The sequence below is a fragment of the Microbacterium sp. F2E genome, from assembly GCF_020905435.1.
GTDB lineage: Bacteria > Actinomycetota > Actinomycetes > Actinomycetales > Microbacteriaceae > Microbacterium > Microbacterium lacticum.
Genome location: NZ_JAJJIB010000006.1, coordinates 25,409 through 48,582 on the forward strand (window position 1 = coordinate 25,409; position 23,174 = coordinate 48,582).

Below are 23,174 nucleotides of genomic sequence, written 5' to 3' on the forward strand. Positions count from 1 at the left end.
CCGACGCCGCACGCGTCTCATCGCAGAGCCGGTCAGAACAGCGCCCGCACCCGCACTGGCCCGCTGGTCGAGCCCGTCGCGACGGTCGTGTCGGCCGGTTCGAACGTCGCCGTGTAGGTGTGGACGCCGAGACCGAGCCGCCCGAGGCGGTGGGTCGCGATGCCGCGCTGGACGGGCACAGTCGCGATCACCGTGTCGCCCTCGCGGAACACCACGACGCCGTCGGGGCGCGCGCCGTCGTCCTGTCGCACGGTGGCGACGAGCGTCGACGGCAGGATCCGGTTGATGTGCACCGGCAGGATCGCGACGAGGCGCGTCGTCGTGGCGGCGGCCACCACCGCCTGCTCGACCTCGATCGGCACGCGGACGACGGTGCCGGATGCCGGTGCCGTGAGCGTCAGCGTCGCCGCGCCCGCGGGGGTGCCCGCCGGGAGCGTCACCGTGACCGTCGCCGCACCCGCCGCGACCGGCAACTCGCCGAGCGCGGTGTCGCCGAGGGCGACCTGCAGCGTGGTGTTCTCCGGAGCGCCGCGGCTCGTGAGGTTCAGCCCGCCGACCTGGAAGGTGACCGCGTCACCGGCCGTCACCGTCTCGGGCACGCCGCTCACCTGCACGCCCTGCTTCGCGAACGAGGGCGCGAGCGGCGAGCCGTCGGCGATGTAGTCCATCCACGCCTCGTAGTCGAGCAGCCCGGTGTCGACGTAGTCGGTGCCCTGCGTGAACACGCGGAAGTTGTCTCCGCCCGTCGCGAGGAACGAGAACGTGCCGATCCGGTAGCTCGCCGCGGGGTCGAGCGGCGTGCCGTCGACCGTCACCGAGGTGATGCGCTGGCCCTCGGGGAGCGCGGCGTCGTACGTGTACGAGACGTTGTCCGACAGACCCAGCTGGAGGTACGGCCGCTGCGGCACGGTGCCGTCGGCGGCGCGCTGCCACTGCTGCTCGAGCATAGTCTCGAACTGCGCGCCGGTCAGGGTGACGAGGGCGAGCGTGTTGTTGAACGGCAGCACCGCGTTCGCCTGCGAGAACGAGATCGTCCCATCGGCGAGGCCCGGCACCGCGGCGGCGCCGAACTCGGCCTGCGTGTCCCACAGCTCCGAGCGGAGGCCGCCCGGGTTCGTCACGCCGATGACGGCGCCGTTCGGCAGCGACGACAGGCTGTCGCGCAGCATGTTTCCGACGGTGTTGCCGAGCGCCGACTCGCTTGCGCGGTCGTCACGCGTGCCGCCGGTCCACACGCCGTCGACGAAGGAGCCGCCCGCGAACGCGGTGGTGATGTCGGCCGAGACCTCACCGATGGCGGTGTTGCCCACCTCGGCGGCGGCCGCGAGGGCCTTCTTCACGATGGCATCCACCTCGGCCACCTTCGGGTAGGTCGCGACGAGCTCGGCGGCCGGCGTCGTCGCGCGCTTCACGAGCTGCTCGGTGTGCGCCGAGACCGCGCCCGTGCCCGGGTCGACCGTCAGGGTGATCTTGCCGAGGTTCGCGCCGTACGAGCCGGTCTGCACGACGGGACGCGTGCGGTCGGTGCCCGGGATCGGCGCCGACCAGGCGTACTCCTTGTGCGTGTGGCCGGTGAAGATCGCCGCGACCTTCGGGTCGGTGTCGTTCACCAGCGACGCGAACGCTCCGCCCGCGGCGAGCTCCTGATCGAGGGTCGCGCCGTCGGGCGTGCCCGCTCCGGCGCCCTCGTGGTAGAGCGCGACGAGCACGTCGGCCTCGCCGTTCGACGGGTCGTCGTCGGTCAGCTGCGCGGCGACGCGGTTGACCGCCTCGACGGGATCGCCGAAGTCGATCCCCGTGATGCCGCTCGGCGTCACGAGCGTCGGGGTCTCCTCGGTCACGGCGCCGATGACGCCGACGGTGAGCGTCCCGGCATCCACCAACTCGTACTCGGGCAGCGCCGGCGTCGTCGTGCCCTTCAGGTACGCGTTGGCGCCGAGCTGGGGGTAGTCGGATGCCTCGGAGACGCGGCCCGACAGGTCGTCGAACCCGCGGTCGAACTCGTGGTTGCCGACCGCGGAGGCCTGCAGCCCGAGCGCGTTCAGCACGTCGATCGTGGGCTGGTCCTTCGCGACCGACGAGGCGAACAGCGAGGCGCCGATGTTGTCGCCCGCCGAGAGGAACAGCGTGGGTCCGGATGCCTCGGCGCGCTGCTGCTCGACCGTGCCGGCGAAGGCGACGGTGTTCGCGTCGATGCGGCCGTGGAAGTCGTTGATCCCGAGGAGGGTCAGCTCGACCGGGGGAGCGGCGGCGGCGAGGCCCACGAGCACTGGATCGTGGTCGCTCGAGCGGTGCGCGTCGGGCGCGTAGAACTCGGTGCCGTGACTGCGGAAGCGGCTGTATTCGAGGGCGACCGACTCGCCGGAGTTGATGTTCCAGATGTCGGCGCCGGTGGCGCGGTCCTTCGCCGCTCCGCTCAGCAGGATGTGGTCGAGCGAGCCCGACAGCCCCGAGAAGCTGTACGACGAGGTCGGCACGCCGAACGCGCTGGCTGCGTCGACGTAGCCGGCGTCGTAGAGCACCTGCAGCGGGTCCTCCTGCGTGTAGGAGTTGAAGTCACCCGCGAGGGCCACCGATGCGGTGTCGCCGCGGATGCCGTCGACCCAGTCGCGGAGCGCCGTCGCCTGGCGCACGCGCGACTCGTTCGAGGCGCCCTGGCCGTCGCCCGCGTCGGCGTCGCCCGGCCACGGACCCGCCGAGCCCTTCGACTTGAAGTGGTTGACCACGAAGAGGAACGTGTCGCCGCCGGCCGCGGGCGCGAACGCCTGCGCGATCGGCTCGCGCGCGTTCTGGAACGCCTCGCCCTCATCGCTCTGGTCCCCGAGCGCGCGGGAGTCGCCGACGCGCTTCACCGCCGCGGTGCGGTAGATGATCGCGTTGGTGATGACGTCCTGCTCGGCGGCGGGCGGCAGGTCGGCCGACGAGGGCACGAACGCCCACGTGCCGGCGCCCTCGGCGGCGTTCAGCGCCGCGACGAGGGTCGCGGTGGCCTCGTCGGGCTGCTCGCCGAGCGCGGCGGAGTTCTCGATCTCCATGAGGCCGACGACGTCGGCATCGAGGTCGCCGATCGCGGCGACGATCTTGTCCTGCTGGCGCTGGAGGTCGGCGGCATCCCACGCGCCGCGCTGCGGGCAGCCCTCGCGGACGGTCACGCCGTCGCCGAAGCGATCCTTGTACGCCACGCACGACGCCGAGTCGGTGCCGAGCGTCGTGAAGTAGTTGAGCACGTTGAACGACGCGAGCCGCACGTCGCCGCCGACGGCGTCCGGCGCGGCCGTGCGGGGGTCGGAGAACGCGACGCCGTCGGTGCCCGAGCCGTCGCCGGCGAGCGGTGCGGTCGGGTTCAGCTTCCACGAGTTGTTCCGCCAGTCGACGATCACCGGGTCGGTGAACGTGACGGATGCCCCGACGACGATCGGCTCGACCAGCGACACGTACGCCGGGGTCAGGGCGCTGTTCGCGGCGGAGAGGTAGTTGATGCTCGTGCCGTCGTCGAGGGTGATGCCGCGGGCCGCGTTGTCGGCGGCGACGGCGGCCGCCTCGGCAGTGCCGGGGCGCGCGGCGTCGGTCGGCTGACGGAGCGGCGCGTCACCGGCGGCGAGGCCCACCTCGCCGTACTGGTTGGTCGAGTACGTGTTCGAGACGGTGAACGCGCCCCGTGGGGCGACGAGCATCGACTCGAGCGATTCGCGCGGCGCGGCGTCGGCAGGCCACGCGACGGTCGCCGGAGCGGGCGCCGGCTGCGCGTCGATGCGCTGCGCGGCGCCGGCCGCGACGGTCAGCTCGGTGAGTCCGTTCCACTCCGAGACCACGCCGGTCACGCGTACGGTGTCGCCGGGGGAGACCTCCGAGACGGCGCCGGGCGCGTAGACGAACAGCGCGTCGGATGCCGCGTGCGCGGCCAGGTCGAGCGCGCCGCCGGTGCCCGCGGTCTGGATGACGTAGCCGTCGAATCCGCCGGTCGGGTAGTGCGCCGTCACGACGCCCTCGGTGGTGACCGTCTGGCCGGCCAGCGGCGAGGCGTCGCCGGTGCCCTGGATGTCGGCGATCGCGACCACGGTCGGGTCGGTGGGGTCCGTCGGATCGGTGGGGTCCGTCGGATCGGTGGGGTCTGTCGGATCGGTGGGGTCTGTCGGATCGGTCGGATCCGTGCCGAGCCCGGTCGGCGTCGGGACGCCGGCGGTGAAGTCGGCGGCATTGTCGCCGGTGTTGTCGAACGCGGCCGAGCGGGCCACGCTCGTGCCGTTGGTCGTGCCCGGCGCTGCGGCGGTGCCGGCGAAGTGGGTCGCCCCGCCCCAGCCGACGAAGTCGATCACGTCGTCGCGCGTGGCGATGCCGGTGGCGCCCGACAGCGCGGTCTGGGTCGAGACGAGGGCCACCTTGCCCTGCGCCCCGGCGAGGGCGATCGAGCCCTCGACGTCGGCGGTGAAGCCCGGCTGCGAGGCATCCGCGCCCGCCGCCTCGCCGATGAGCACCTGGCCGCCGGCGGGCACCGTGATGCCGCTGAGCGGCGTCACCTGCCACGAGCCGCCGGTCGCGGAGGCGTACTGCACGCTGAACGAGGAGAGGTCGACCGCGGCATCCGACACGTTCGCCAGCTCGATGAAGTCGCGGTTGAACGCGCCGCCGTTGTTGCCGCCGCCGCCGTACACCTCCGAGATGACGACCGGTGCGCCGGGGCCGGCGGCCGCGTGGGCGGCCGGGGCGAGGATCACGCCCGCCGCCACGGTCGTGAGCACGGTCGCGATCGCGAACCCGCGCCGTGCGTGCGAACGCGGCGTCGGGTGCGATCGGGAGGAAAGGGGCGGGGGCACGGGGTGCGCGTTCGTCACGATGATCTCTCCGGGGACGGCCGGGCACGACTGGGGGTTTCGCGCAGAGGACGGCCGCCAGATCGAGCATTCTTGCCCGCGGCACCCGCTGACAAGAGACAGATCGGTTAACTCTTTCTCATGCAGGCGTTTGCTGGCGTGTCCGCGCGCGGGTCGATATTGTGCGCTCGCGCAGACGGGTGGCCGAGGCATCCGACGTTCGCAGGGCCACGCGCCGGTAGACTCGACGAGACATGTCACCCCGTGCCTCAAAGCCTCTCGAGCCGTCTGCGACCCCTCCCGAGCTGATCCGCAACTTCTGCATCATCGCCCACATCGACCACGGCAAGTCCACGCTGGCCGACCGCATGCTGCAGATCACCGGCGTGGTCTCCGACCGCGACATGCGCGCGCAGTACCTCGACCGTATGGACATCGAGCGCGAGCGCGGCATCACGATCAAGAGCCAGGCCGTGCGGATGCCGTGGCAGACGGATGCCGGCACGTTCGCGCTCAACATGATCGACACGCCCGGTCACGTCGACTTCACCTACGAGGTGTCGCGCTCGCTCGCCGCGTGCGAGGGAGCGATCCTGCTCGTCGACGCGGCCCAGGGCATCGAGGCGCAGACGCTCGCGAACCTCTACCTGGCGCTGGAGAACGACCTCCAGATCATCCCGGTGCTGAACAAGATCGACCTGCCCGCCGCCGACCCGGAGAAGTACGCGGCGGAGCTCGCGAACCTCATCGGCGGCAAGCCCGAGGACGTGCTGCGCGTCTCGGGCAAGACCGGCATGGGCGTCGAAGAGCTGCTCGACCGGATCGTCGAGCAGATCCCCGCACCCGTCGGCGACGCCGACGCGCCCGCCCGCGCCATGATCTTCGACTCGGTCTACGACGCCTACCGCGGTGTGGTGACCTACGTGCGCATGGTCGACGGCAAGCTCGAGCCGCGCGAGCGCATTCAGATGATGTCGACGCGGGCGACGCACGAGCTCATCGAGATCGGCGTGTCGAGCCCCGAGCCGGTGCCGACGAGGGGACTCGGCGTCGGCGAGGTCGGCTATCTCATCACCGGCGTGAAGGACGTGCGCCAGTCGAAGGTCGGCGACACGATCACGAACCAGCGCAAGCCCGCCTCCGAAGCCCTCGCCGGATACACCGACCCGAAGCCGATGGTGTTCTCCGGGATCTACCCGATCGACGGCAGCGACTACGCCGACCTCCGCGAAGCGCTCGACAAGCTGAAGCTGTCGGATGCCTCGCTGCAGTACGAGCCCGAGACCTCGGTCGCCCTCGGGTTCGGGTTCCGCGCCGGATTCCTCGGCCTCCTCCACCTCGAGATCATCACCGAGCGGCTCGCCCGTGAGTTCGGGCTCGACCTCATCACCACCGCGCCGAGCGTGACCTACGAGGTGACGACCGACACGGGCGAGCAGGTCGTCGTGACGAACCCGAGCGAGTATCCGGACGGCCGGGTGGCCTCCGTCTCCGAGCCGGTCGTGAAGGTGGGCATCCTCCTGCCGAAGGACTACGTCGGCACCGTGATGGAGCTCTGCCAGTCGCGTCGCGGCACGCTCCTCGGCATGGACTACCTGAGCGAGGACCGCGTCGAGCTCCGCTACAACATGCCGCTCGGCGAGATCGTCTTCGACTTCTTCGACCAGCTGAAGTCGAAGACGCAGGGCTACGCCTCGCTCGACTACGAGCCCGCCGGTTCGCAGGAGGCCGACCTCGTGAAGGTCGACATCCTCCTCCAGGGCGAGAAGGTGGATGCCTTCTCCTCGATCGTGCACCGCGAGAAGGCCTACGCCTACGGCACCCTGATGACCGAGCGCCTGCGCAAGCTCATCCCGCGCCAGCAGTTCGAGGTGCCCATCCAGGCCGCGATCGGCGCGCGGATCATCGCGCGCGAGAACATCCGCGCGATCCGCAAGGACGTGCTCGCCAAGTGCTACGGCGGTGACATCACCCGCAAGCGCAAGCTGCTCGAGAAGCAGAAGGAGGGCAAGAAGCGCATGAAGATGGTGGGCCGCGTCGAGGTGCCCCAGGAGGCGTTCATCGCCGCGCTCTCCGGCGACGTCGAGACCAAGAAGTAGGCGCTCAGTCGAGCAGATGCCGCAGGTAGCGCTGCGGAGCGTCGAGGTAGGCGCGCCAGTGGTGGACGAGCTCGAGGTCGTCCCACGCGGCACGGCGCATGCCCCAGGGACCCAGCTCGAGGATCGTCGCGCCGGGCAGTGACGCGAGCACGGGGGAGTGCGTCGCGCAGAGCACCTGCCCGCCCCGGTCGGCGATCCGCTGCAGGGTCGACATGAGCGCCAGGGTGGACGAGAACGACAGCGCAGCCTCGGGCTCGTCGAGGCAGTAGAAGCCCGGCCGGTCGAAGCGCGTGTCGAGGATCGCGAGGAACGACTCGCCGTGGCTCATCTCGTGGAACACGGGCTCGACGGTCTTCCCGGGGTTGTCCTCGAGATACGTGTAGAACGAGTGCATCGTCTCGGCCCGGAGGAAGAAGCCCCATCGACTCGCCCCGATGCCGCGCTGGAGTTCGATCCACTCGGACAGCGGCGACTCGCTGCGGCGCGTGGTGTGGCGCGCCTGGTTCGAGCCGCCCTCGGGCGAGAACCCGTAGGCCAGCGCGATGCCTTCGAGCACGGTGGACTTGCCCGAGCCGTTCTCCCCGACCAGGAACGTCACACCGGGGCCGAGCTCGAGGCCGCCGTCCATCAGCTGGACGACGGCGGGCACGCTGAGCGGCCATGTTCCGGGCGCGCGCATCGGATCGTCGATGACGCGCACGGCCGCGACCGGCGGCTGGTCGAACGGACTCCGGGGCATCCGAGGATCATCGCACGGGGCGGCGACATCGCGCCGGGCCGTGGCCTCCGGCGTCAGCGTCGCTCGGTAGGCTGGACGCCATGCGCCGCGGGAACTTCCAAGAAGGCACGGTCGATTACGCCGCCGTCGGTGCGACGAGCGCGCACGATCTCATGTCGTACCCGCCGGAGCGGAGCGTTCCGGCCGAAGCGTCGTGGCGGCTCGGCAGCGGCGAGGCCCGGTTCGCCTCGTCGGCCGAGGCACTCCTCGCCTGGGCCGCGCTCCGCGGCGCCGGGCTCGAGATCACCGATGTGCGCCCGGCCGCGGGGCCGATGTACTCCGGTGTCGGTTTCGACGCGGAGGGGGCGCCCGTCGCCCCGAGCCGACTCGAGGCCGACCAGCGGTTCGACGTCGACGGCACGCCGTACGTCGCGGCGGGCACGACCATCCGGGTGCACGGGCGCGTCAAGGGGATGAACGCCGACGGCGAGCTGCGGGTGGTCTCGGCGACCGAAGAGCCCCGCCGGGTCGCCTTCGCCCTCGGCACCGTCGGCTCGTCGGTCGTCAGCGGCGAGGAATCGTTCGCGGTCGAGTGGACCGACTCCGACGAGGTGCGCTTCGTCGTGCGCGCGTTCGACCGGCCGGTCTCGCCGCTCTACCGCCTGCTGCCGCCCCTCGTGAAGCGTCGTCGTCGCGAGCTCTTCCAGGGCTACCTGCGCGCGATCTCGCCGCTGTTCACGACCCCCGCCTGATGGGGTCGGCTCTGCCCCTGGGCGACCCGGCGCCTCTCGACGGCGCCCTGCCGGACGACATCGCGATCGACGCGCAGCGCGACTTCGGCGTCTACCTGCACGTGCCGTTCTGCCGTGTGCGGTGCGGCTACTGCGACTTCAACACGTACACCGCGACGGAGCTGCGCGGAGCGCGGCAGGACGCGTACGCCGACGAGGTGCTCCGCGAGATCGCCCTCTCCCAGGATGCGCTGGCCGCGCGCGGCGCGCTCCGGCCCGCGCAGACGGTGTTCTTCGGCGGCGGGACCCCGACCCTGCTGCCCGGCGGTGACCTGGCGCGCATGCTCGGGGGCATCCGCGACACGTTCGCGCTGGCGCCGGATGCCGAGGTCACCGTCGAGGCGAACCCCGACACCGTGACGCCGGAGCTCGCCGAGGAGCTCGCCGCCGCCGGCGTGACGCGGCTGTCGATCGGGATGCAGTCGGCCGTGCCGCACGTGCTCGCCGCGCTCGACCGCACCCATGATCCCGCGAACGTCGCGACGGCCGTCGCCGCCGCCCGTCGGGCGGGTCTCGACGTGAGCGTCGACCTCATCTACGGCGCGCCGGGCGAATCGCTCGCCGACTGGGAGACCTCGGTGCGCACCGCGATCGCGCTCGCCCCCGACCACGTCTCGGCATACGCGCTCATCATCGAGGAGGGCACGCAGCTGCACCGTCGGATCCGGCGCGGCGAGGTGCCCGCGCCCGACGACGACCTGCAGGCCGACATGTACGAGCTCGTCGACGATCTGCTCGGTGACGGGGGCTTCGACTGGTACGAGGTGTCGAACTGGGCGACCGCGCCCGCGCACCGTTCCCGCCACAATCTCGCCTACTGGCGAGGCGCCGACTGGTGGGGGTACGGCCCCGGCGCGCACAGCCACGTCGACGGGCTGCGATGGTGGAACGTCAAGCACCCCGCCGCGTACGCGCAGCGCCTCGCCGCGGGGCAGTCGCCCGCGGCCGCCCGGGAGCGACCGGATGCCGCGGCGCGCCGCCTCGAGGATGTGCTGCTGCGCTCGCGCATCTCCGACGGCCTCGCGGTGTCGGAACTCGAGGGCGAGGGGCGTCATGCGGTGGCCTCCCTCATCGCCGACGGCCTCATCGACGGCGCCGCCGCCGTGCGCGGCCGCGTCGTGCTCACCCGTCGCGGGCGCCTGCTCGCCGACGCCGTGGTGCGCGCGCTGACCGCATGAGCACTGATCGCGCGGGCGTCCGGGGCGCGACGGCCGCGGCCGGAGCCGCGGGTCAGCCGGGCAGCGAATCGACCGCCGCGGCGCGGCGGAGCGGCGTCACGCGCGACGTGACGTCGTACACCTGCACCTCACGACCCGCGCCGTAGCGCGGCCAGCCCGGGTCTCCCGTCCCAGCGCGAAACGGCGGTCGCCCCGAACGGCGGCAGCGCGTACGGGATGCCGAGGTAACGGTCGACGCCGTCGTGTCGCGTGCCGCGGACCGCCCCGGTCGACGTCGAGACGGTGGGGCGGGGGTGGGCATCGGCGCGCATACGGCTCATCGTAGGGTGAGCGCGATAGGATTGGCACTCGACGCCCCGGAGTGCCAATGCCCGGGCGGGAGGAGGAGCGATGGTCTCGGAGCGCGGACTGCAGGTCCTCCGCGCGATCGTGCAGGACTACGTCGACACCAACGAGCCCGTCGGCAGCAAGACGATCGTCGACCGCCACCAGTTCGGCGTCTCGGCGGCCACGATCCGCAACGACATGGCCCTGCTCGAAGACGAAGAGCTCATCGCCGCCCCGCACACCTCGTCCGGCCGCGTGCCGACCGACAAGGGCTACCGCGTGTTCGTCGACCACCTGTCGCAGCTGCGCCCGCTCTCCGGCGCGCAGCGCGCGGCGATCTCGACCTTCCTCGCCGACACCGTCGACCTCGACGACATGCTCACCCGCACCGTCCGCGCGCTCACCCAGCTCACCGGCCAGGTCGCGATCGTGCAGTACCCCTCCTTCGCCCGGGCGAGCGTGTCGCACGTCGAGTTCGTGCACCTCGGCGGCGCCCGCGTCGTCGTGATCGCCGTGACCGACACCGGCCGCGCCTCGCAGCGGGTCGCCTTCCTGCAGGGCGATCTCGACGAGAGCGGCGCGGCCGAGGTCAAGGGGCGCCTGGCGGCCCTCGTCACCGGCAAGCCCGTCGCGGAAGCCGCGCAGGCGATCGCCGACCTCATCGCCGTGCCGGAGGAGTCGGGACAGGCATCGCCCGAGGCATCCACGCCCGTCGACGCGGCTATGCGCACCGTCGCGCGGATCGTCGCCGAAGAGCTCGACGAGTTCCGCCAGGACAAGCTCGTCATGGCCGGCACGGCGACTCTCGCCCGCCGCGAGGGCGACTTCCGCGGCAGCATCTACCCGCTCCTCGAAGCCATCGAGGAGCAGGTGACCCTCCTCCGCCTCATGGGTGAGATGGTCGCCGACGAGCAGGGCCTGGCGGCGAGCATCGGGCGCGAGAACGCGCCGTTCGGTCTCGGAGAGGCATCCATCGTCACGAGCGACTACGCCGGCGCGGGCACGCGCTCGCGCGTGGGACTGCTCGGTCCGATGCGCATGGACTATGCCACCAACCTCGCGGCGGTCCGCGCCGTCGCGCACTACCTCAGCCGGCTGCTCGACGAGGACGAATCGTCCCGCTGAGCGGCCCGCTGCCCCTTATCCACCGCGTTACCCACCGCGCCCGCAGGGGCGCCGAAAGGCGATTGTGGCCGACCACTACGAAGTCCTGGGCGTCTCGCGCGACGCGAGCCCCGAAGAGATCAAGAAGGCGTACCGGCGCCTCGCGCGGGAGCTGCACCCCGATGTGAATCCCGGCGAAGAGGCATCCGAGCGCTTCAAGCTCGTCACCCACGCCTACGACGTGCTGAGCGACCCGGAGCAGCGTCAGCGCTACGACCTCGGCGGCGACGGGTCGCCGTTCGGCGGCGGCGGGGGAGCGGGCTTCGGCGGGTTCGGCGACATCTTCGAGACCTTCTTCGGCGGCGGCGGGGCGCGCACCGCGCGGCCGCGCTCGCGGCGCGAGCGGGGGCAGGACGCCCTCGTGCGCGTGACCCTCGACCTCAAGGACGTCGTCTTCGGCACGCACCGCGACCTCGAGGTCGACACGGCCGTGCTCTGCGAGACCTGCGAGGGCTCGTGCTGCCAGCCCGGCACCCAGCCGGTGACCTGTGACATCTGCCACGGCTCGGGCCAGGTGCAGCGCACGGTCCGGAGCCTCCTCGGCAACGTCGTCACCTCCCAACCGTGCACCACGTGCCAGGGCTACGGCACGACGATCCCGTACCCGTGCGCCAGCTGCCAGGGCCAGGGCCGCGTGCGCGCGCGCCGCACGGTCTCGGTCGACATCCCCGCTGGCGTCGAGACGGGGCTGCGGCTGCAGCTGCCCGGCTCGGGCGAGGTGGGCCCGGCGGGCGGCCCGAACGGCGACCTGTATCTCGAGGTCACCGTCGCGCACGACGACGTCTTCAGCCGCGACGGCGACGACCTGCTCGCGACCCTCGAGGTGTCGATGCCCGACGCGATCCTCGGCGCGAACACGACCATCACCTCGCTCGACGGCGACGTCGACCTCGAGGTGCGCCCCGGCGTGCAGTCGGGCGACGTGCTCACGATCAAGGGACGCGGCATCACACCGCTGCGCGGCGGCAACCGCGGCGACCTGCGCGTGGGCGTGCAGGTGGTGACCCCGACGAAGCTGGATGCCAAGGCGCGCGCGCTCATCGAGGACTTCAAGAAGAAGACCAAGTCGCCGGAGCCGCAGCTCGCCCAGTTCCACCAGGGCCTGTTCTCCAAGCTCCGCGACCGATTCCGCGGCTGACGACGATGGCCCTGCACTTCCTCGTCGACGAGGGCGCCGAGCTCTCTCGCGCGAGCGGCGACCTCGCCGCCGACGCGGAGGTCGCCCTGCGCGGCACGCTCGCCGGTGCCGAGCCGGGAGACACGGTCACCCTGACCGGCGCCGAGGCGCACCACGCCGCGGTCGTCCGCCGGGTGCGGGTCGGCGAAGCGGTCACCCTCGGCGACGGGGCGGGCACCTGGCTCGAGGGGGAGGTGCGGGATGCCGCGCCGAAGCGCGTCGTCGTCCGCGTCACCGCGCGCGCCGACATCGCCGCGGCACGCCCCCGCCTCATGCTCGTGCAAGCGCTCGCGAAGGGTGACCGCGACGAGCTCGCCGTGCAGGCGGCGACCGAGCTCGGCGCCGACGAGATCGTGCCGTGGCAGGCATCCCGCAGCGTCTCGCGCTGGGACGCCGCCAAAGTGGTCAAGGGCGTCGCGCGTTGGCAGAGCATCGTGCGCGAGGCCGCCAAGCAGGCCCACCGCGCCTGGGTCCCGACCGTGACGAGCCCCGTCGCCACACCCGTGCTCGTCGCCCGGGCGGGCACCGATCGCGTGCTCGTGCTCGATCCCACGGCATCCACCCCGCTCGCGCAGCTCGAGATCGCCCCCGGTGACGAGCGCGACCTCGTGCTGGTGGTCGGCCCCGAGGGCGGCATCGACCCGAGCGAGCTCGACGCACTGTCCGCCGCGGGCGCCGAGCTCGTCCGTCTCGGCGACACCGTGCTCCGCACCTCCACGGCGGGGCCGGCGGCCCTGGCCGTGCTCAACGCGCGCCTCGGGCGCTGGTAGGAGGGCGCAGCGGGCCCGCAGCACCTCGGGGCGCCGCTGTCCGGGAGGTGATCTGCATTCGGGAGGACTCTACGGCCCGACGCGTCCTCCCGAGTGCCGATCTCCTCCCGAGTGCGCACCCACCCGCGCCGGAGAGCCCGCGCCATAGACTGAGGGTATGAGCGAGTCGTCGATCTTCAGCCGCATCTACCGGGGCGAGATCCCGTCCGAGATCATCGCCGAGACCGAGAACGTCTTCGCGATCCGCGACATCGCGCCGAAGGCGCCCGTGCACCTGCTCGTCATCCCGAAGACCGACGAGTACCGCAACGTCGTCGAGCTCGCCGCCGGCGACCCGACGCTGCTCACCGAGATGATCGGGCTCGCGAACTCGCTCGCCGCCGAATACGCCGACGGCGACTTCCGGCTCGTGTTCAACACGGGGGAGGGCGCCGGGCAGACCGTCTTCCACGTGCACGCCCACGTGCTCGCCGGCGGACTCTCCGAAGGGAGCCTCCGTGGCTGACGACGCCGCATCGAACCCCTCCGAAGACGTCGTCGAGCGCATCTACGCCGACGGCATCGCGATGGTGCAGCTGCTCGGGCCGCAAGACCGGCTGCTGCGCGTCGTCGAACGCGAGCACCGCGACGTGCAGGTGCACGTGCGCGGCAACGAGATCACCCTGACGGGACCCGCGGATGCCGTGGCGCGCGCCCGTGCGCTCGTCGACGAGCTCATCGCGCTCTCGCGCAGCGGGCAGGGGCTCGACCCCGCCGACGTCGTCACGAGCGACCGGATCCTCCGCGCCGACACCGGTGACCGCCCCTCGGACGTCCTCGGCGGCGAGGCGATCCTGTCCTCGCGCGGGCGGATCATCCGCCCGAAGACGCTCGGCCAGAAGGCCTACGTCGACGCGATCGACGAGAACACGATCACGTTCGGCATCGGCCCGGCCGGAACCGGCAAGACCTACCTCGCCATGGCCAAGGCCGTGCAGGCGCTGCAGCGCAAAGAGGTCAGCCGCATCATCCTCAGCCGCCCGGCGATCGAGGCGGGGGAGCGGCTCGGCTTTCTCCCCGGCACCCTCAACGACAAGATCGATCCGTACCTCCGGCCGCTCTACGACGCGCTCAACGAGATGATGGACCCCGAGATCGTGCCGAAGCTCATGGCGTCGGGCACGATCGAGGTCGCCCCGCTCGCGTACATGCGCGGGCGTACGCTGAACGACTCGTTCGTCGTGCTCGACGAGGCGCAGAACACCACCCCCGAGCAGATGAAGATGTTCCTCACCCGGCTCGGGTTCGGGACGCGCATGGTGGTCACCGGCGACATCACGCAGATCGACCTCCCCGCCGGCGCGTCGGGGCTCCGGCTCGTCACCCGCGTGCTGAAGGACATCGACGACATCGACTTCAGCTACCTCACGAGCGACGACGTCGTCCGTCACACCCTGGTCGGCCGCATCGTCGACGCGTACACCGAGTACGACGAGCAGCGCCTCGCCGACCGGCGCGAGCGCGACGAGGCATCCGCCTTCATCGCTGCGCGCGACAAATCGGGCGGAGCGAAGGGCGCGAGCGGCAATCGTGCCCAGCGTCGCGGCCAGCAGTCCCGGCCCGGCGGCCCCCGAGACCATCTCCCCAAGCGAGGCATGTCATGACGATCGAGATCACCAACGAGTCGGGCGTCGACGTCGACGAGACGGTGCTGCTGCGCCTCACCGAGCACAACCTCGCCGAGCTGCACGTGAGCCCGGACGCCGACATCGCGATCCTGCTCGTCGACGAGGGCGCCATGGAGGCGCTCCACGTGCAGTGGATGGACGAGCCGGGACCGACCGACGTACTGAGCTTTCCCATGGACGAACTGCGGCCGGGCACCCAGGAGGAGCCGACCCCCGCGGGCCTCCTCGGCGACATCGTGCTCTGTCCGCAGGTCGCCGAGACGCAGGCGCAGGCCGCGAAGCACTCGACGCTCGACGAGCTGATCCTGCTGACGACCCACGGCACCCTGCACCTGCTCGGGTTCGACCACGCCGAGCCCGACGAAGAGCGTGAGATGTTCGGCCTGCAGCGCGAGCTCATCGCCTCGTTCCGTTCCGACGAACGCCGACGCCCGTGACCGCGGTCCTCCTGCTCGTCGCTGCGGGCCTGCTCGTCGCCCTCGGCGGACTCATGGCCGCTCTCGACGCCGCCCTGGGGGTCACCTCCCGCGCCGACCTGCACGACCTGGCCGCCTCGGGCCGGAACAGCGCCGCGCTCGGTCGCATCGCCGCCGATCCCGAGGCGCACGGCAACGCCGTCGTCTTCATCCGCATCCTCGCCGAGACGGCCGCCGCCGTGCTCGTCACCGCGGCGTTCACGATCATCTTCGACAACATCTGGTGGGCGCTGCTGGCCGCCGCGGTGCTCATGACCGCGGTCTCGTTCGTGCTCGTCGGGGCGAGCCCCCGAGCCGTCGGGCGCCAGCACGCACGCGGGCTGCTCCGCGGCGCCGCGCCGATCGTCCGTGCCGCCCGCGTCCTGCTCGGGCCGCTCGCCCACCTGCTGGTCGTCCTCGGCGACCGCGTGACCCCCGGCATCCACCGCGGCGCGTCGTTCGCGAGCGAGGAGCAACTGCTGTCGATGGTCGACGAGGCCGCCTCGCAGGACCTCATCGAAGAGGACGACCGCGAGCTCATCCATTCGGTCTTCGACTTCACCGACACCTTCGTGCGCGCCGTCATGGTGCCCCGCACCGACATGGTGACGATGGATGCCTCGGCCACCACCCAGGAGGCGATGCGCCTCTTCCTCGACAAAGGGGTCTCGCGGGTGCCGATCTCGGACGGTGACGACATCACCGGCGTCGTCTACCTGAAAGACCTCGTGCAGTTCGCGTTCCGTGACGAATCCGCGTGGCGCGACGCGCCGGTCGCGCAGATCGCCCGGCCGGCGGCCTTCGTGCCCGAGTCGATGAAGGCCGAGACGCTGCTGCAGCAGATGAAGCGGGATGCCGTGCACGTGTGCCTCGTCGTCGACGAGTACGGCGGCGTGTCGGGGCTCGTGACGCTCGAAGACCTCATCGAAGAGCTGGTCGGCGAGATCTCCGACGAGTACGACGCCCGCCAGAGCGAAGTCGTCGACCTCGGTGACGGTCGCTACCGGGTGAGCGCCCGCCTCGGCCTCGACGAGGTGGGGGAGTTGTTCGGCATCGAGCTCGAAGACGACGACGTCGACTCGATCGGCGGGCTGCTCGGCAAGCTCCTCGAGCGCGTGCCCATGCCGGGCGACCGCGCCGAATACGGCGGGCTCATCCTCACCGGCGGCACCTCACGCGGCCGAGGTCGGGGACTCGCGACCGTGTTCGTGGAGCGCAGCGACGCTCTCGAGGCGGCCGATGCCGCCTTCGGATCGCGCGGCACCCGCACGGGACCGATCCCGATCCAGACATCGACGCAGAAGGGCGACGAGAGGTGAGCGCGCACAGATCAGGTTTCGTCACGTTCGTGGGGCGCCCGAACGTCGGCAAGTCGACGCTCACGAATGCCCTCGTGGGCGAGAAGGTGGCGATCACCTCCGACAAGCCGCAGACGACCCGGCGCGCGATCCGGGGCATCCTGAACCGCCCGTCCGGGCAGCTCGTGATCGTCGACACCCCCGGCATCCACAAGCCGCGGACGCTTCTCGGCCAGCGGTTGAACGACCTCGTCGAGCAGGTTCTGGGCGATGTCGACGTGATCTGCTTCCTCGTGCCGGCGACCGAGAAGGTCGGCCCCGGCGACCGCCGGATCGCCGCGTCGCTCGACGGGTATCCGCGCGCCAAGAAGGTCGCCGTGGTCACCAAGACCGACATCGCCTCGCGCGAGCAGATCACCGAGCGGCTCATGGAGGTCGACAGCCTGCGGAGCGACTGGGCGGCGGTCATCCCACTCTCCGCGGTTGCCGGTGAGCAGCTCGACGTGCTCGCCGACGAGCTGCTCGCGCTCATGCCCGAGGGTCCCGCGCTCTACGAGGAGGGGGTCACGACCGACGAGTCGATCGAGGACCGCATCGCCGAGATCATCCGCGAGGCGGCGCTCGACGGGGTGCGCGACGAACTGCCGCACTCGATCGCGGTGACGATCGACGACATCGCCGAGCGCGAGACCGGTTCGATGACCGACATCTACGCCAACATCGTCGTCGAGCGCGACAGCCAGAAGGCGATCATCATCGGCCACAAGGGGTCGCGCCTCGCGGCGGTCGGCGCCCGCGCCCGGGCGCAGATCGAGCCGCTCGTGGGCACCAAGGTGTTCCTGAAGCTCCACGTGCGCGTCGCGAAGGAGTGGCAGCGCGACCCGAAGCAGCTCGGCCGCCTCGGGTTCTGATAGCGCGCGGCAGTACAGACCGTCTGGCTCTCCGGACGTCGCGGCTGGGCGCCCCGCTGCCGTTCGCCGTGACATCTCCCTCGCCGCGAACGGTGTACTCTGTCCCCATGCGCTTCGGCCAGCTCCTTCTTAGCTGCCGCGACGAGGCCTCGATCTAGGGCCTTCCTCGTCGCGGAGCTCGTCGTCGGTGCGACACCTGGCCCGCCTCATCAGACGAGAGAAGCGACCATCATGGAGAACACCCAGAAGCCCTCCGGCATGCCGGTGCACAAGTACCGCCCCTATCACGAGCAGATCCGCGTCGAGCTGCCCGACCGCACGTGGCCCGACGCCCGCATCGCGACCGCTCCGCGCTGGTGCGCGGTCGACCTCCGCGACGGCAACCAGGCCCTCATCGACCCGATGAGCCCCGAGCGCAAGCGCATCATGTTCGACCTGCTCGTCTCGATGGGGTACAAGGAGATCGAGGTCGGGTTCCCCTCGGCATCCCAGACCGACTTCGACTTCGTGCGCCACTTGATCGACGAGGGCGCCATTCCCGACGACGTCACGATCCAGGTGCTGACGCAGGCCCGCGAGCACCTCATCGAGCGCACCTACGAGGCGATCGCCGGCGCGAAGCAGGCGATCGTGCACTTGTACAACTCGACGAGCGTGCTGCAGCGCGAGGTCGTCTTCCGCAGCGACAAGCAGGGCATCATCGACATCGCCCTGAACGGCGCGCGGCTGTGCCGCGAGTTCGAGAAGCGCATCCCCGAGACGAAGGTCTACTACGAGTACTCGCCCGAGTCGTACACCGGCACCGAGCTGGAGTTCGCGCTCGAGATCTGCAATCAGGTCATCGAGGTGTTCGAGCCGACGCCCGAGCGCAAGGTCATCATCAACCTGCCCTCGACCGTCGAGATGGCGACGCCCAACGTCTACGCCGACTCGATCGAGTGGATGAGCCGTCGCCTGGCGCACCGCGAGAACATCATCCTGTCGCTGCACCCGCACAACGACCGCGGCACGGCGATCGCCGCGGCCGAGCTCGGCTACATGGCCGGAGCCGACCGCATCGAAGGATGCCTCTTCGGCAACGGCGAGCGCACCGGCAACGTCGACCTGGTCGCCCTCGGTGTCAACCTGCTGACCCAGGGCATCGACCCGCAGATCGATTTCAGCGACATCGACGGCGTCAAGCGCACCGCCGAGTACTGCAACCAGCTGCCCGTGCACGAGCGCAGCCCCTGGGCAGGCGACCTCGTCTTCACCGCGTTCTCCGGATCGCATCAGGACGCGATCAAGAAGGGATTCGAGGCGATGGATGCCGCGGCACAGGCATCCGGCGTCACCGTCGACGAGATCGCGTGGGCCGTGCCGTACCTGCCGATCGACCCGAAGGACCTCGGACGCTCGTACGAGGCCGTCATCCGCGTCAACTCGCAGTCGGGCAAGGGCGGTGTCGCGTACCTGCTGAAGACCGACCACGCGCTCGACCTGCCGCGGAAGCTCCAGATCGAGTTCTCCGGCGTCGTGCAGGCGAAGACCGATGCCGAGGGGGGCGAGGTCTCGAGCGAGCAGATCTGGGCGGCGTTCACCGACGAGTACCTGCCGGCCGACGACGTGGCCGCGAAGTGGGGCCGCTTCGAGCTGCTGTCGACGCGCACCCAGAGCGACATGTCGGGCGAGGTGACCCTCGAGGTCACCCTGCGCGACGGCGAGGGCGAGGTCGCGACCCGCGGTGTCGGCAACGGCCCCGTGTCGGCGTTCCTCGAGGTCGTCCGCGAGCAGGGCTTCGAGATCACGCTGTACGACTACGTCGAGCACACGCTCTCGGCGGGCGGCGACGCGCAGGCCGCGGCCTACGTCGACCTGCAGGTGGATGGCGCACGCCTCTGGGGCGTCGGGATCGACGGCGACATCTCCACCGCGTCGCTGAAGGCGATCGTGTCGGGCGTGAACCGCGCGATCCGCACCCGCTCCGCCGCGGGCGCCCTCGCCGCCGTCTGACCGCCCGCCCGCACGGCCACCCCGTGCGCCCAGCGCGCCTCTGCGCCGAGACACCTTCTGTGCGCCGAGACACCGCGGATGAACCGGTGTCTCGGCGCACAACCGGTGTCTCGCCGGGGGCGGGTCAGTCGGCGGCGGGGCGGATGACCGGGATCGAGGTCGTCTCGAGGGCGACCTTGCGGCGGTGCAGGGCCCGCTGCTCGGGCAGCGAGATGTCGAAGATCACCGCGAGCAGGCGGATGACCGTCGTCACGATCACCCCGGCGACGGCCGCCGCAGCCACCGGCGCGCCGAGCGTGACGGCGCCGGCGAGGACGGCGCAGCCGGCGCCCGCAGCGACCGCGTAGAGCGATCCCACGTGCATCACGGCGACCGGCAGTCCCATGATGACGTCGCGCAGGATGCCTCCGCCGACGGCGGCGCAGACGCCCACGAACACCGCCGGCACGACCGGCAGGCCGAGGACGAGCGCCTTCGAGGTGCCGAACGCGCCGAAGAGGCCGATCACCACGGCATCCAGGGCGACGATGACACCGTTCAACCGCTGGAAGACGTTCGCGAGCAGCATGCCGACGAGCGCCGCGCCCGTCGCGGTGAGCAGGTACCAGTTGCTCTGCAGCGTCGTCGGGGTGACGTTCAGCAGCAGGTCGCGGATGAGGCCGCCGCCCATGCCCATGAGGATGCCGATGATCGCGACGCCGAGCAGGTCGAGGCGGCGCCCGCCGGTGCCGTCGTCGGAGAACCCCGACGCGAACAGCGCCCCCTGAACGCCGCCGAGACCGACGGCGAGGAGGTCGGCCCAGAGCGGGATCACGAAGACGGGTTCGTTCACCCCTCCATTCTCGCCCCTCTCGCCGTGCCGTCCGGTGCATCGGGGCCGTGCCGCTGCGGCCGGTGTCGGCGACCGCGGAGATAATGGAGCAATGCCGACATACCGCGACGAGGTCGTGGTCCTGCGCACCCACAAACTGGGGGAGGCGGACCGCATCGTCACGATGCTCAGCCGTCGGCACGGCAAGGTGCGCGCCGTCGCGAAGGGAGTGCGGCGCACGTCGTCGCGGTTCGGCGCACGGCTCGAGCCGTTCATGGTCGCCGACGTGCAGCTGTATCAGGGTCGCACCCTCGACATCGTGCAGCAGGCCGAGTCGCTCGGATCCTACGGCGCCCCCATCGCGGCCGACTACGACAGCTACACCGCCGCGCACGCGATGGTCGAGACCGCCGATCGGCTCAACGAGGCCGAGGCGACGCCGCAGCAGTACCTGCTGCTCGTCGGGGGGCTGCGCACTCTCTCACTCGGCGGCCACGCGCCCCGGTCGGTGCTCGACTCGTATCTGCTGCGCGCCATGGCGCTGTCGGGATGGGCGCCCGCGCTCGACGCGTGCGCCCGGTGCGGTGCCGAGAGCCCGCACGACTGGTTCGTCGCGCAGCTGGGCGGCAGTGTCTGCGGCGAGTGCGCCCCCGCCGGCTCGGCGCGCGTGCGCCCCGAGACGCGGCAGCTGCTGCGGGCGCTGATCGCGGGGGAGTGGGAGGTCGTGGATGCCGCGACCGAGCACGCGTCCGCCGCCGCGTCCGGCCTCGTGGCCGCCTACACGCAGTACCACCTCGAACGAGGCATCCGTTCCCTTTCGCACCTCTCGCACCTGGAGACCCGTCGGTGACACCGAAGCCCTATACGCACCGTGACGCGGTGCCCTACCGGCCGCTCGACTGGACCGGCGTCCACCCGCCGGCGTTCCCGAAGGGCGGCGTGCCGCGGCACGTCGCGCTCGTGATGGACGGCAACGGCCGGTGGGCGAACCGCCGCGGGCTTACCCGGATCGAGGGGCATCGGGCGGGGGAGGAGGTCCTGCTCGACGTCGTCGCGGGGGCGATCCAGGCGGGTGTGAAGCACCTCAGCGTGTACGCGTTCTCGACCGAGAACTGGACGCGGTCACCCGACGAGGTCCGATTCCTGATGGGGTACAACCGTGATGTGCTCCACCGCCGCCGCGATCAGCTCAACGAATGGGGCGTGCGCATCCGGTGGGCGGGGCGCAAGCCCCGGCTGTGGGGCTCGGTGATCAAGGAGCTCCAGTACGCCGAGCAGCTCACCGCCGACAACGACACCCTCACCCTCACGATGTGCATCAACTACGGTGGCCGGCACGAGATCATCGACGCCATGCGGGCGATGGGCGAGGAGATCGCCGCGGGTCGCATGAAGCCGTCGGCGATCACCGAGAAGGCGCTCCGCCGGCACCTCTACGTGCCCGACATGCCCGACGTCGACCTGTTCGTGCGGTCGAGCGGCGAGCAGCGCACCTCGAACTTCCTCCTCTGGGAGTCGGCGTACGCCGAGATGGTGTTCCTCAACACGCTGTGGCCCGACTTCTCACGCACCGACCTCTGGCACGCCATCGAGCTCTACCTCGACCGCGACCGCCGATTCGGCGGCGCCGTCGACGCGCCGACCGCCTGAGCGGAGCGGAGCGGTTCGTGTCGGGGATGCCCGAGGCATCCTGCGCGAGACCCGTCTGCGCGGATCATGCCGATCCGGGAATAGACCCCGGCACCCGCGCCGTTGTCCCTGGTGTGACGGATGCCATCAAGATCGACGTATGGAGTGACATCGCCTGCCCGTGGTGCTACATCGGGAAGCGCAATCTCGAGAAGGGACTTGCCGAGACGGCGTCGGACGCCGACGCGCCCGCCGTCGAGGTGACCTACCACTCGTTCGAGCTGTCCCCCGACACGCCCGTCGATTTCGAGGGCGACGAGCTGGACTTCCTCGCCGGTCACAAGGGCATGCCCCGCGAGCGGGTCAGCGAGATGCTCGAGAACGTCACCGGCGTCGCCGCGAACGCTGGTCTCGAGTACCGGTTCGACCTGCTGCAGCACACCAACACGGTGAAGGCGCACGAGCTGCTGCACTTCGCCAAGGCGCAGGGCGCGCAGCTGCCGATGGCCGAGCGACTCATGGCCGCGTACTTCACCGAGGGCCGTCATGTCGGCCGCGTCGACGACCTCGTCGACCTGGCCGGCGAAGCGGGGCTCGACGCCGATGCCGCGCGCGAGGCGCTCGAGTCGGGTCAATACCTGCCGGCGGTGCGCGCCGACCAGGCGCAGGCGCAGGCCTATGGCATCCAGGGCGTGCCGTTCTTCGTCATCGACGGCAAGTACGGCGTCAGCGGCGCGCAGCCGCCGGAGGCGTTCGCCCAGATCGCCCGCCAGGTCTGGGGCGAGAAGCAGGCCTGACGCACGGGGCGGAGAGCCCCCGCAGTCACTCGGGCTGGGGCAGACCCGCCTCGATCGCCGCGACGACCTCCGGGGCATCCGGCTTCGTCTGTGGGCGGAACCGGTGCACCGTGCCGTCCGCGGTGACGAGGAACTTCTCGAAGTTCCACATGACCGGGCCTTTCGCACCCTCCGCGTTGCGCGTCTTCTTCAGCGCCTTGTAGAGGGGAGCGGCGTGCGAGCCGTTCACCTTGACCTTCTCGGCGATGGGAAAGGTGACGCCGTAGGTCACCGAGCAGTACTCGAGGATCTCGTCCATCGACCCCGGTTCCTGCCCCATGAACTGGTTGCAGGGGAATCCGATCACCTGCAGACCCCGGTCGCCGTAGGTCTTCTGCAGCTGCTCGAGCTGCTCGTACTGCGGCGTCAGACCGCATTTGGATGCCACGTTGACGATGAGCACGGCCTTGTCGCCGAACTCGGCGAGGGTGTGCTCGGCGCCGTCGGCGCCCTGGTACGGGATGTCGCGGAGGTCTGCGGTGAGCGTGTCGGCCATGTTGTCCACGATAGGCCCGCCGTCGGCGCCGCGGTGCGGCGGAT

20 protein-coding genes are annotated in these 23,174 nt (G+C 71.1%); 15 read left to right on the forward strand and 5 right to left on the reverse strand.

Features of this window, described 5'->3' with window-relative positions; translation table 11 throughout:
• Nucleotides 1–32: 32 nt before the first annotated feature.
• Complete coding sequence (locus LOK55_RS06345) at nt 33–4,814, reverse strand: ExeM/NucH family extracellular endonuclease (RefSeq protein WP_308066645.1); 4,782 nt, start codon at nt 4,812–4,814, stop codon at nt 33–35.
• 251 nt (nt 4,815–5,065) lie between these two features.
• On the opposite strand from LOK55_RS06345, the gene lepA reads away from it, so the two are divergent.
• On the forward strand, nt 5,066–6,910 hold the full coding sequence (gene lepA / locus LOK55_RS06350) for a translation elongation factor 4 (RefSeq protein ID WP_229934702.1): 1,845 nt from the start codon (nt 5,066–5,068) through the stop codon (nt 6,908–6,910).
• 4 nt (nt 6,911–6,914) lie between these two features.
• On the opposite strand, the gene LOK55_RS06355 is transcribed toward lepA, so the two are convergent.
• A complete protein-coding gene (locus tag LOK55_RS06355; protein WP_196324193.1) occupies nt 6,915–7,649 on the reverse strand; it encodes an AAA family ATPase in 735 nt (244 codons plus the stop codon).
• A gap of 80 nt (nt 7,650–7,729) precedes the next feature.
• On the opposite strand from LOK55_RS06355, the gene LOK55_RS06360 reads away from it, so the two are divergent.
• Together LOK55_RS06360 and hemW are read left to right on the forward strand one after the other, a co-directional pair.
• Entirely contained in the window at nt 7,730–8,380 is a 651-nt protein-coding gene (locus LOK55_RS06360) for a DUF1990 family protein (protein ID WP_229934703.1), read from the forward strand.
• The gene (hemW, locus tag LOK55_RS06365) at nt 8,380–9,597 is read left to right on the forward strand and encodes a radical SAM family heme chaperone HemW (RefSeq protein WP_229934704.1); all 1,218 of its coding nucleotides are present in this window, start codon (nt 8,380–8,382) and stop codon (nt 9,595–9,597) included. The genes LOK55_RS06360 and hemW overlap by 1 nt, the downstream gene beginning before the upstream one ends.
• A gap of 128 nt (nt 9,598–9,725) precedes the next feature.
• Here hemW and LOK55_RS06370 read toward each other — a convergent pair whose 3' ends face one another.
• The gene (locus LOK55_RS06370) at nt 9,726–9,908 is read right to left on the reverse strand and encodes a carboxylesterase family protein (protein WP_229934705.1); all 183 of its coding nucleotides are present in this window, start codon (nt 9,906–9,908) and stop codon (nt 9,726–9,728) included.
• Nucleotides 9,909–9,987: 79 nt separating this feature from the next.
• On the opposite strand from LOK55_RS06370, the gene hrcA reads away from it, so the two are divergent.
• From hrcA to leuA, 9 genes are all read left to right on the forward strand, one after another.
• Nucleotides 9,988–11,049 carry a heat-inducible transcriptional repressor HrcA gene (hrcA, locus tag LOK55_RS06375; protein ID WP_229934706.1) on the forward strand — a complete coding sequence of 354 codons (1,062 nt, stop codon included), beginning with the start codon at nt 9,988–9,990 and terminating at the stop codon, nt 11,047–11,049.
• A 64-nt stretch (nt 11,050–11,113) separates the two neighbouring features.
• Nucleotides 11,114–12,226, forward strand: a complete 1,113-nt coding sequence (dnaJ, locus tag LOK55_RS06380; RefSeq protein ID WP_229934707.1) for a molecular chaperone DnaJ — start codon at nt 11,114–11,116, stop codon at nt 12,224–12,226.
• 5 nt (nt 12,227–12,231) lie between these two features.
• Complete coding sequence (locus tag LOK55_RS06385) at nt 12,232–13,035, forward strand: 16S rRNA (uracil(1498)-N(3))-methyltransferase (RefSeq protein WP_229934708.1); 804 nt, start codon at nt 12,232–12,234, stop codon at nt 13,033–13,035.
• 157 nt (nt 13,036–13,192) lie between these two features.
• Complete coding sequence (locus LOK55_RS06390) at nt 13,193–13,540, forward strand: HIT domain-containing protein (protein WP_196324199.1); 348 nt, start codon at nt 13,193–13,195, stop codon at nt 13,538–13,540.
• A 61-nt stretch (nt 13,541–13,601) separates the two neighbouring features.
• Entirely contained in the window at nt 13,602–14,678 is a 1,077-nt protein-coding gene (locus LOK55_RS06395) for a PhoH family protein (RefSeq protein WP_141379545.1), read from the forward strand.
• Nucleotides 14,675–15,139, forward strand: a complete 465-nt coding sequence (ybeY, locus tag LOK55_RS06400; protein WP_229934709.1) for an rRNA maturation RNase YbeY — start codon at nt 14,675–14,677, stop codon at nt 15,137–15,139. The genes LOK55_RS06395 and ybeY overlap by 4 nt, the downstream gene beginning before the upstream one ends.
• Nucleotides 15,136–16,476 carry a hemolysin family protein gene (locus LOK55_RS06405; protein WP_229934710.1) on the forward strand — a complete coding sequence of 447 codons (1,341 nt, stop codon included), beginning with the start codon at nt 15,136–15,138 and terminating at the stop codon, nt 16,474–16,476. Before ybeY ends, LOK55_RS06405 begins: the two co-directional genes overlap by 4 nt.
• Nucleotides 16,473–17,366 (forward strand): GTPase Era, encoded by an 894-nt coding sequence (era, locus tag LOK55_RS06410; protein WP_229934711.1) that lies wholly within the window; start codon nt 16,473–16,475, stop codon nt 17,364–17,366. Before LOK55_RS06405 ends, era begins: the two co-directional genes overlap by 4 nt.
• Nucleotides 17,367–17,597: 231 nt before the next feature.
• Nucleotides 17,598–19,358 (forward strand): 2-isopropylmalate synthase, encoded by a 1,761-nt coding sequence (gene leuA, locus LOK55_RS06415; RefSeq protein ID WP_229934712.1) that lies wholly within the window; start codon nt 17,598–17,600, stop codon nt 19,356–19,358.
• Between the two features lie 124 nt (nt 19,359–19,482).
• Here the strand turns inward: leuA and LOK55_RS06420 are convergent, their stop codons facing one another.
• On the reverse strand, nt 19,483–20,190 hold the full coding sequence (locus LOK55_RS06420; RefSeq protein WP_196324949.1) for a trimeric intracellular cation channel family protein: 708 nt from the start codon (nt 20,188–20,190) through the stop codon (nt 19,483–19,485).
• A gap of 91 nt (nt 20,191–20,281) precedes the next feature.
• Here LOK55_RS06420 and recO point away from each other — a divergent pair, with 91 nt between their 5' ends.
• The 3 genes from recO (at nt 20,282) to LOK55_RS06435 (ending at nt 22,595) form a co-directional block, all read left to right on the forward strand.
• The gene (recO, locus tag LOK55_RS06425) at nt 20,282–21,019 is read left to right on the forward strand and encodes a DNA repair protein RecO (RefSeq protein ID WP_229934713.1); all 738 of its coding nucleotides are present in this window, start codon (nt 20,282–20,284) and stop codon (nt 21,017–21,019) included.
• Nucleotides 21,016–21,819, forward strand: coding sequence for an isoprenyl transferase (locus LOK55_RS06430; RefSeq protein WP_141379488.1), 804 nt, complete (start codon nt 21,016–21,018; stop codon nt 21,817–21,819). The genes recO and LOK55_RS06430 overlap by 4 nt, the downstream gene beginning before the upstream one ends.
• A 113-nt stretch (nt 21,820–21,932) precedes the next feature.
• A complete protein-coding gene (locus tag LOK55_RS06435; RefSeq protein WP_141379486.1) occupies nt 21,933–22,595 on the forward strand; it encodes a DsbA family protein in 663 nt (220 codons plus the stop codon).
• Between the two features lie 25 nt (nt 22,596–22,620).
• Here the strand turns inward: LOK55_RS06435 and LOK55_RS06440 are convergent, their stop codons facing one another.
• Complete coding sequence (locus LOK55_RS06440) at nt 22,621–23,130, reverse strand: glutathione peroxidase (RefSeq protein WP_229934714.1); 510 nt, start codon at nt 23,128–23,130, stop codon at nt 22,621–22,623.
• Nucleotides 23,131–23,174 lie beyond the last annotated feature (44 nt).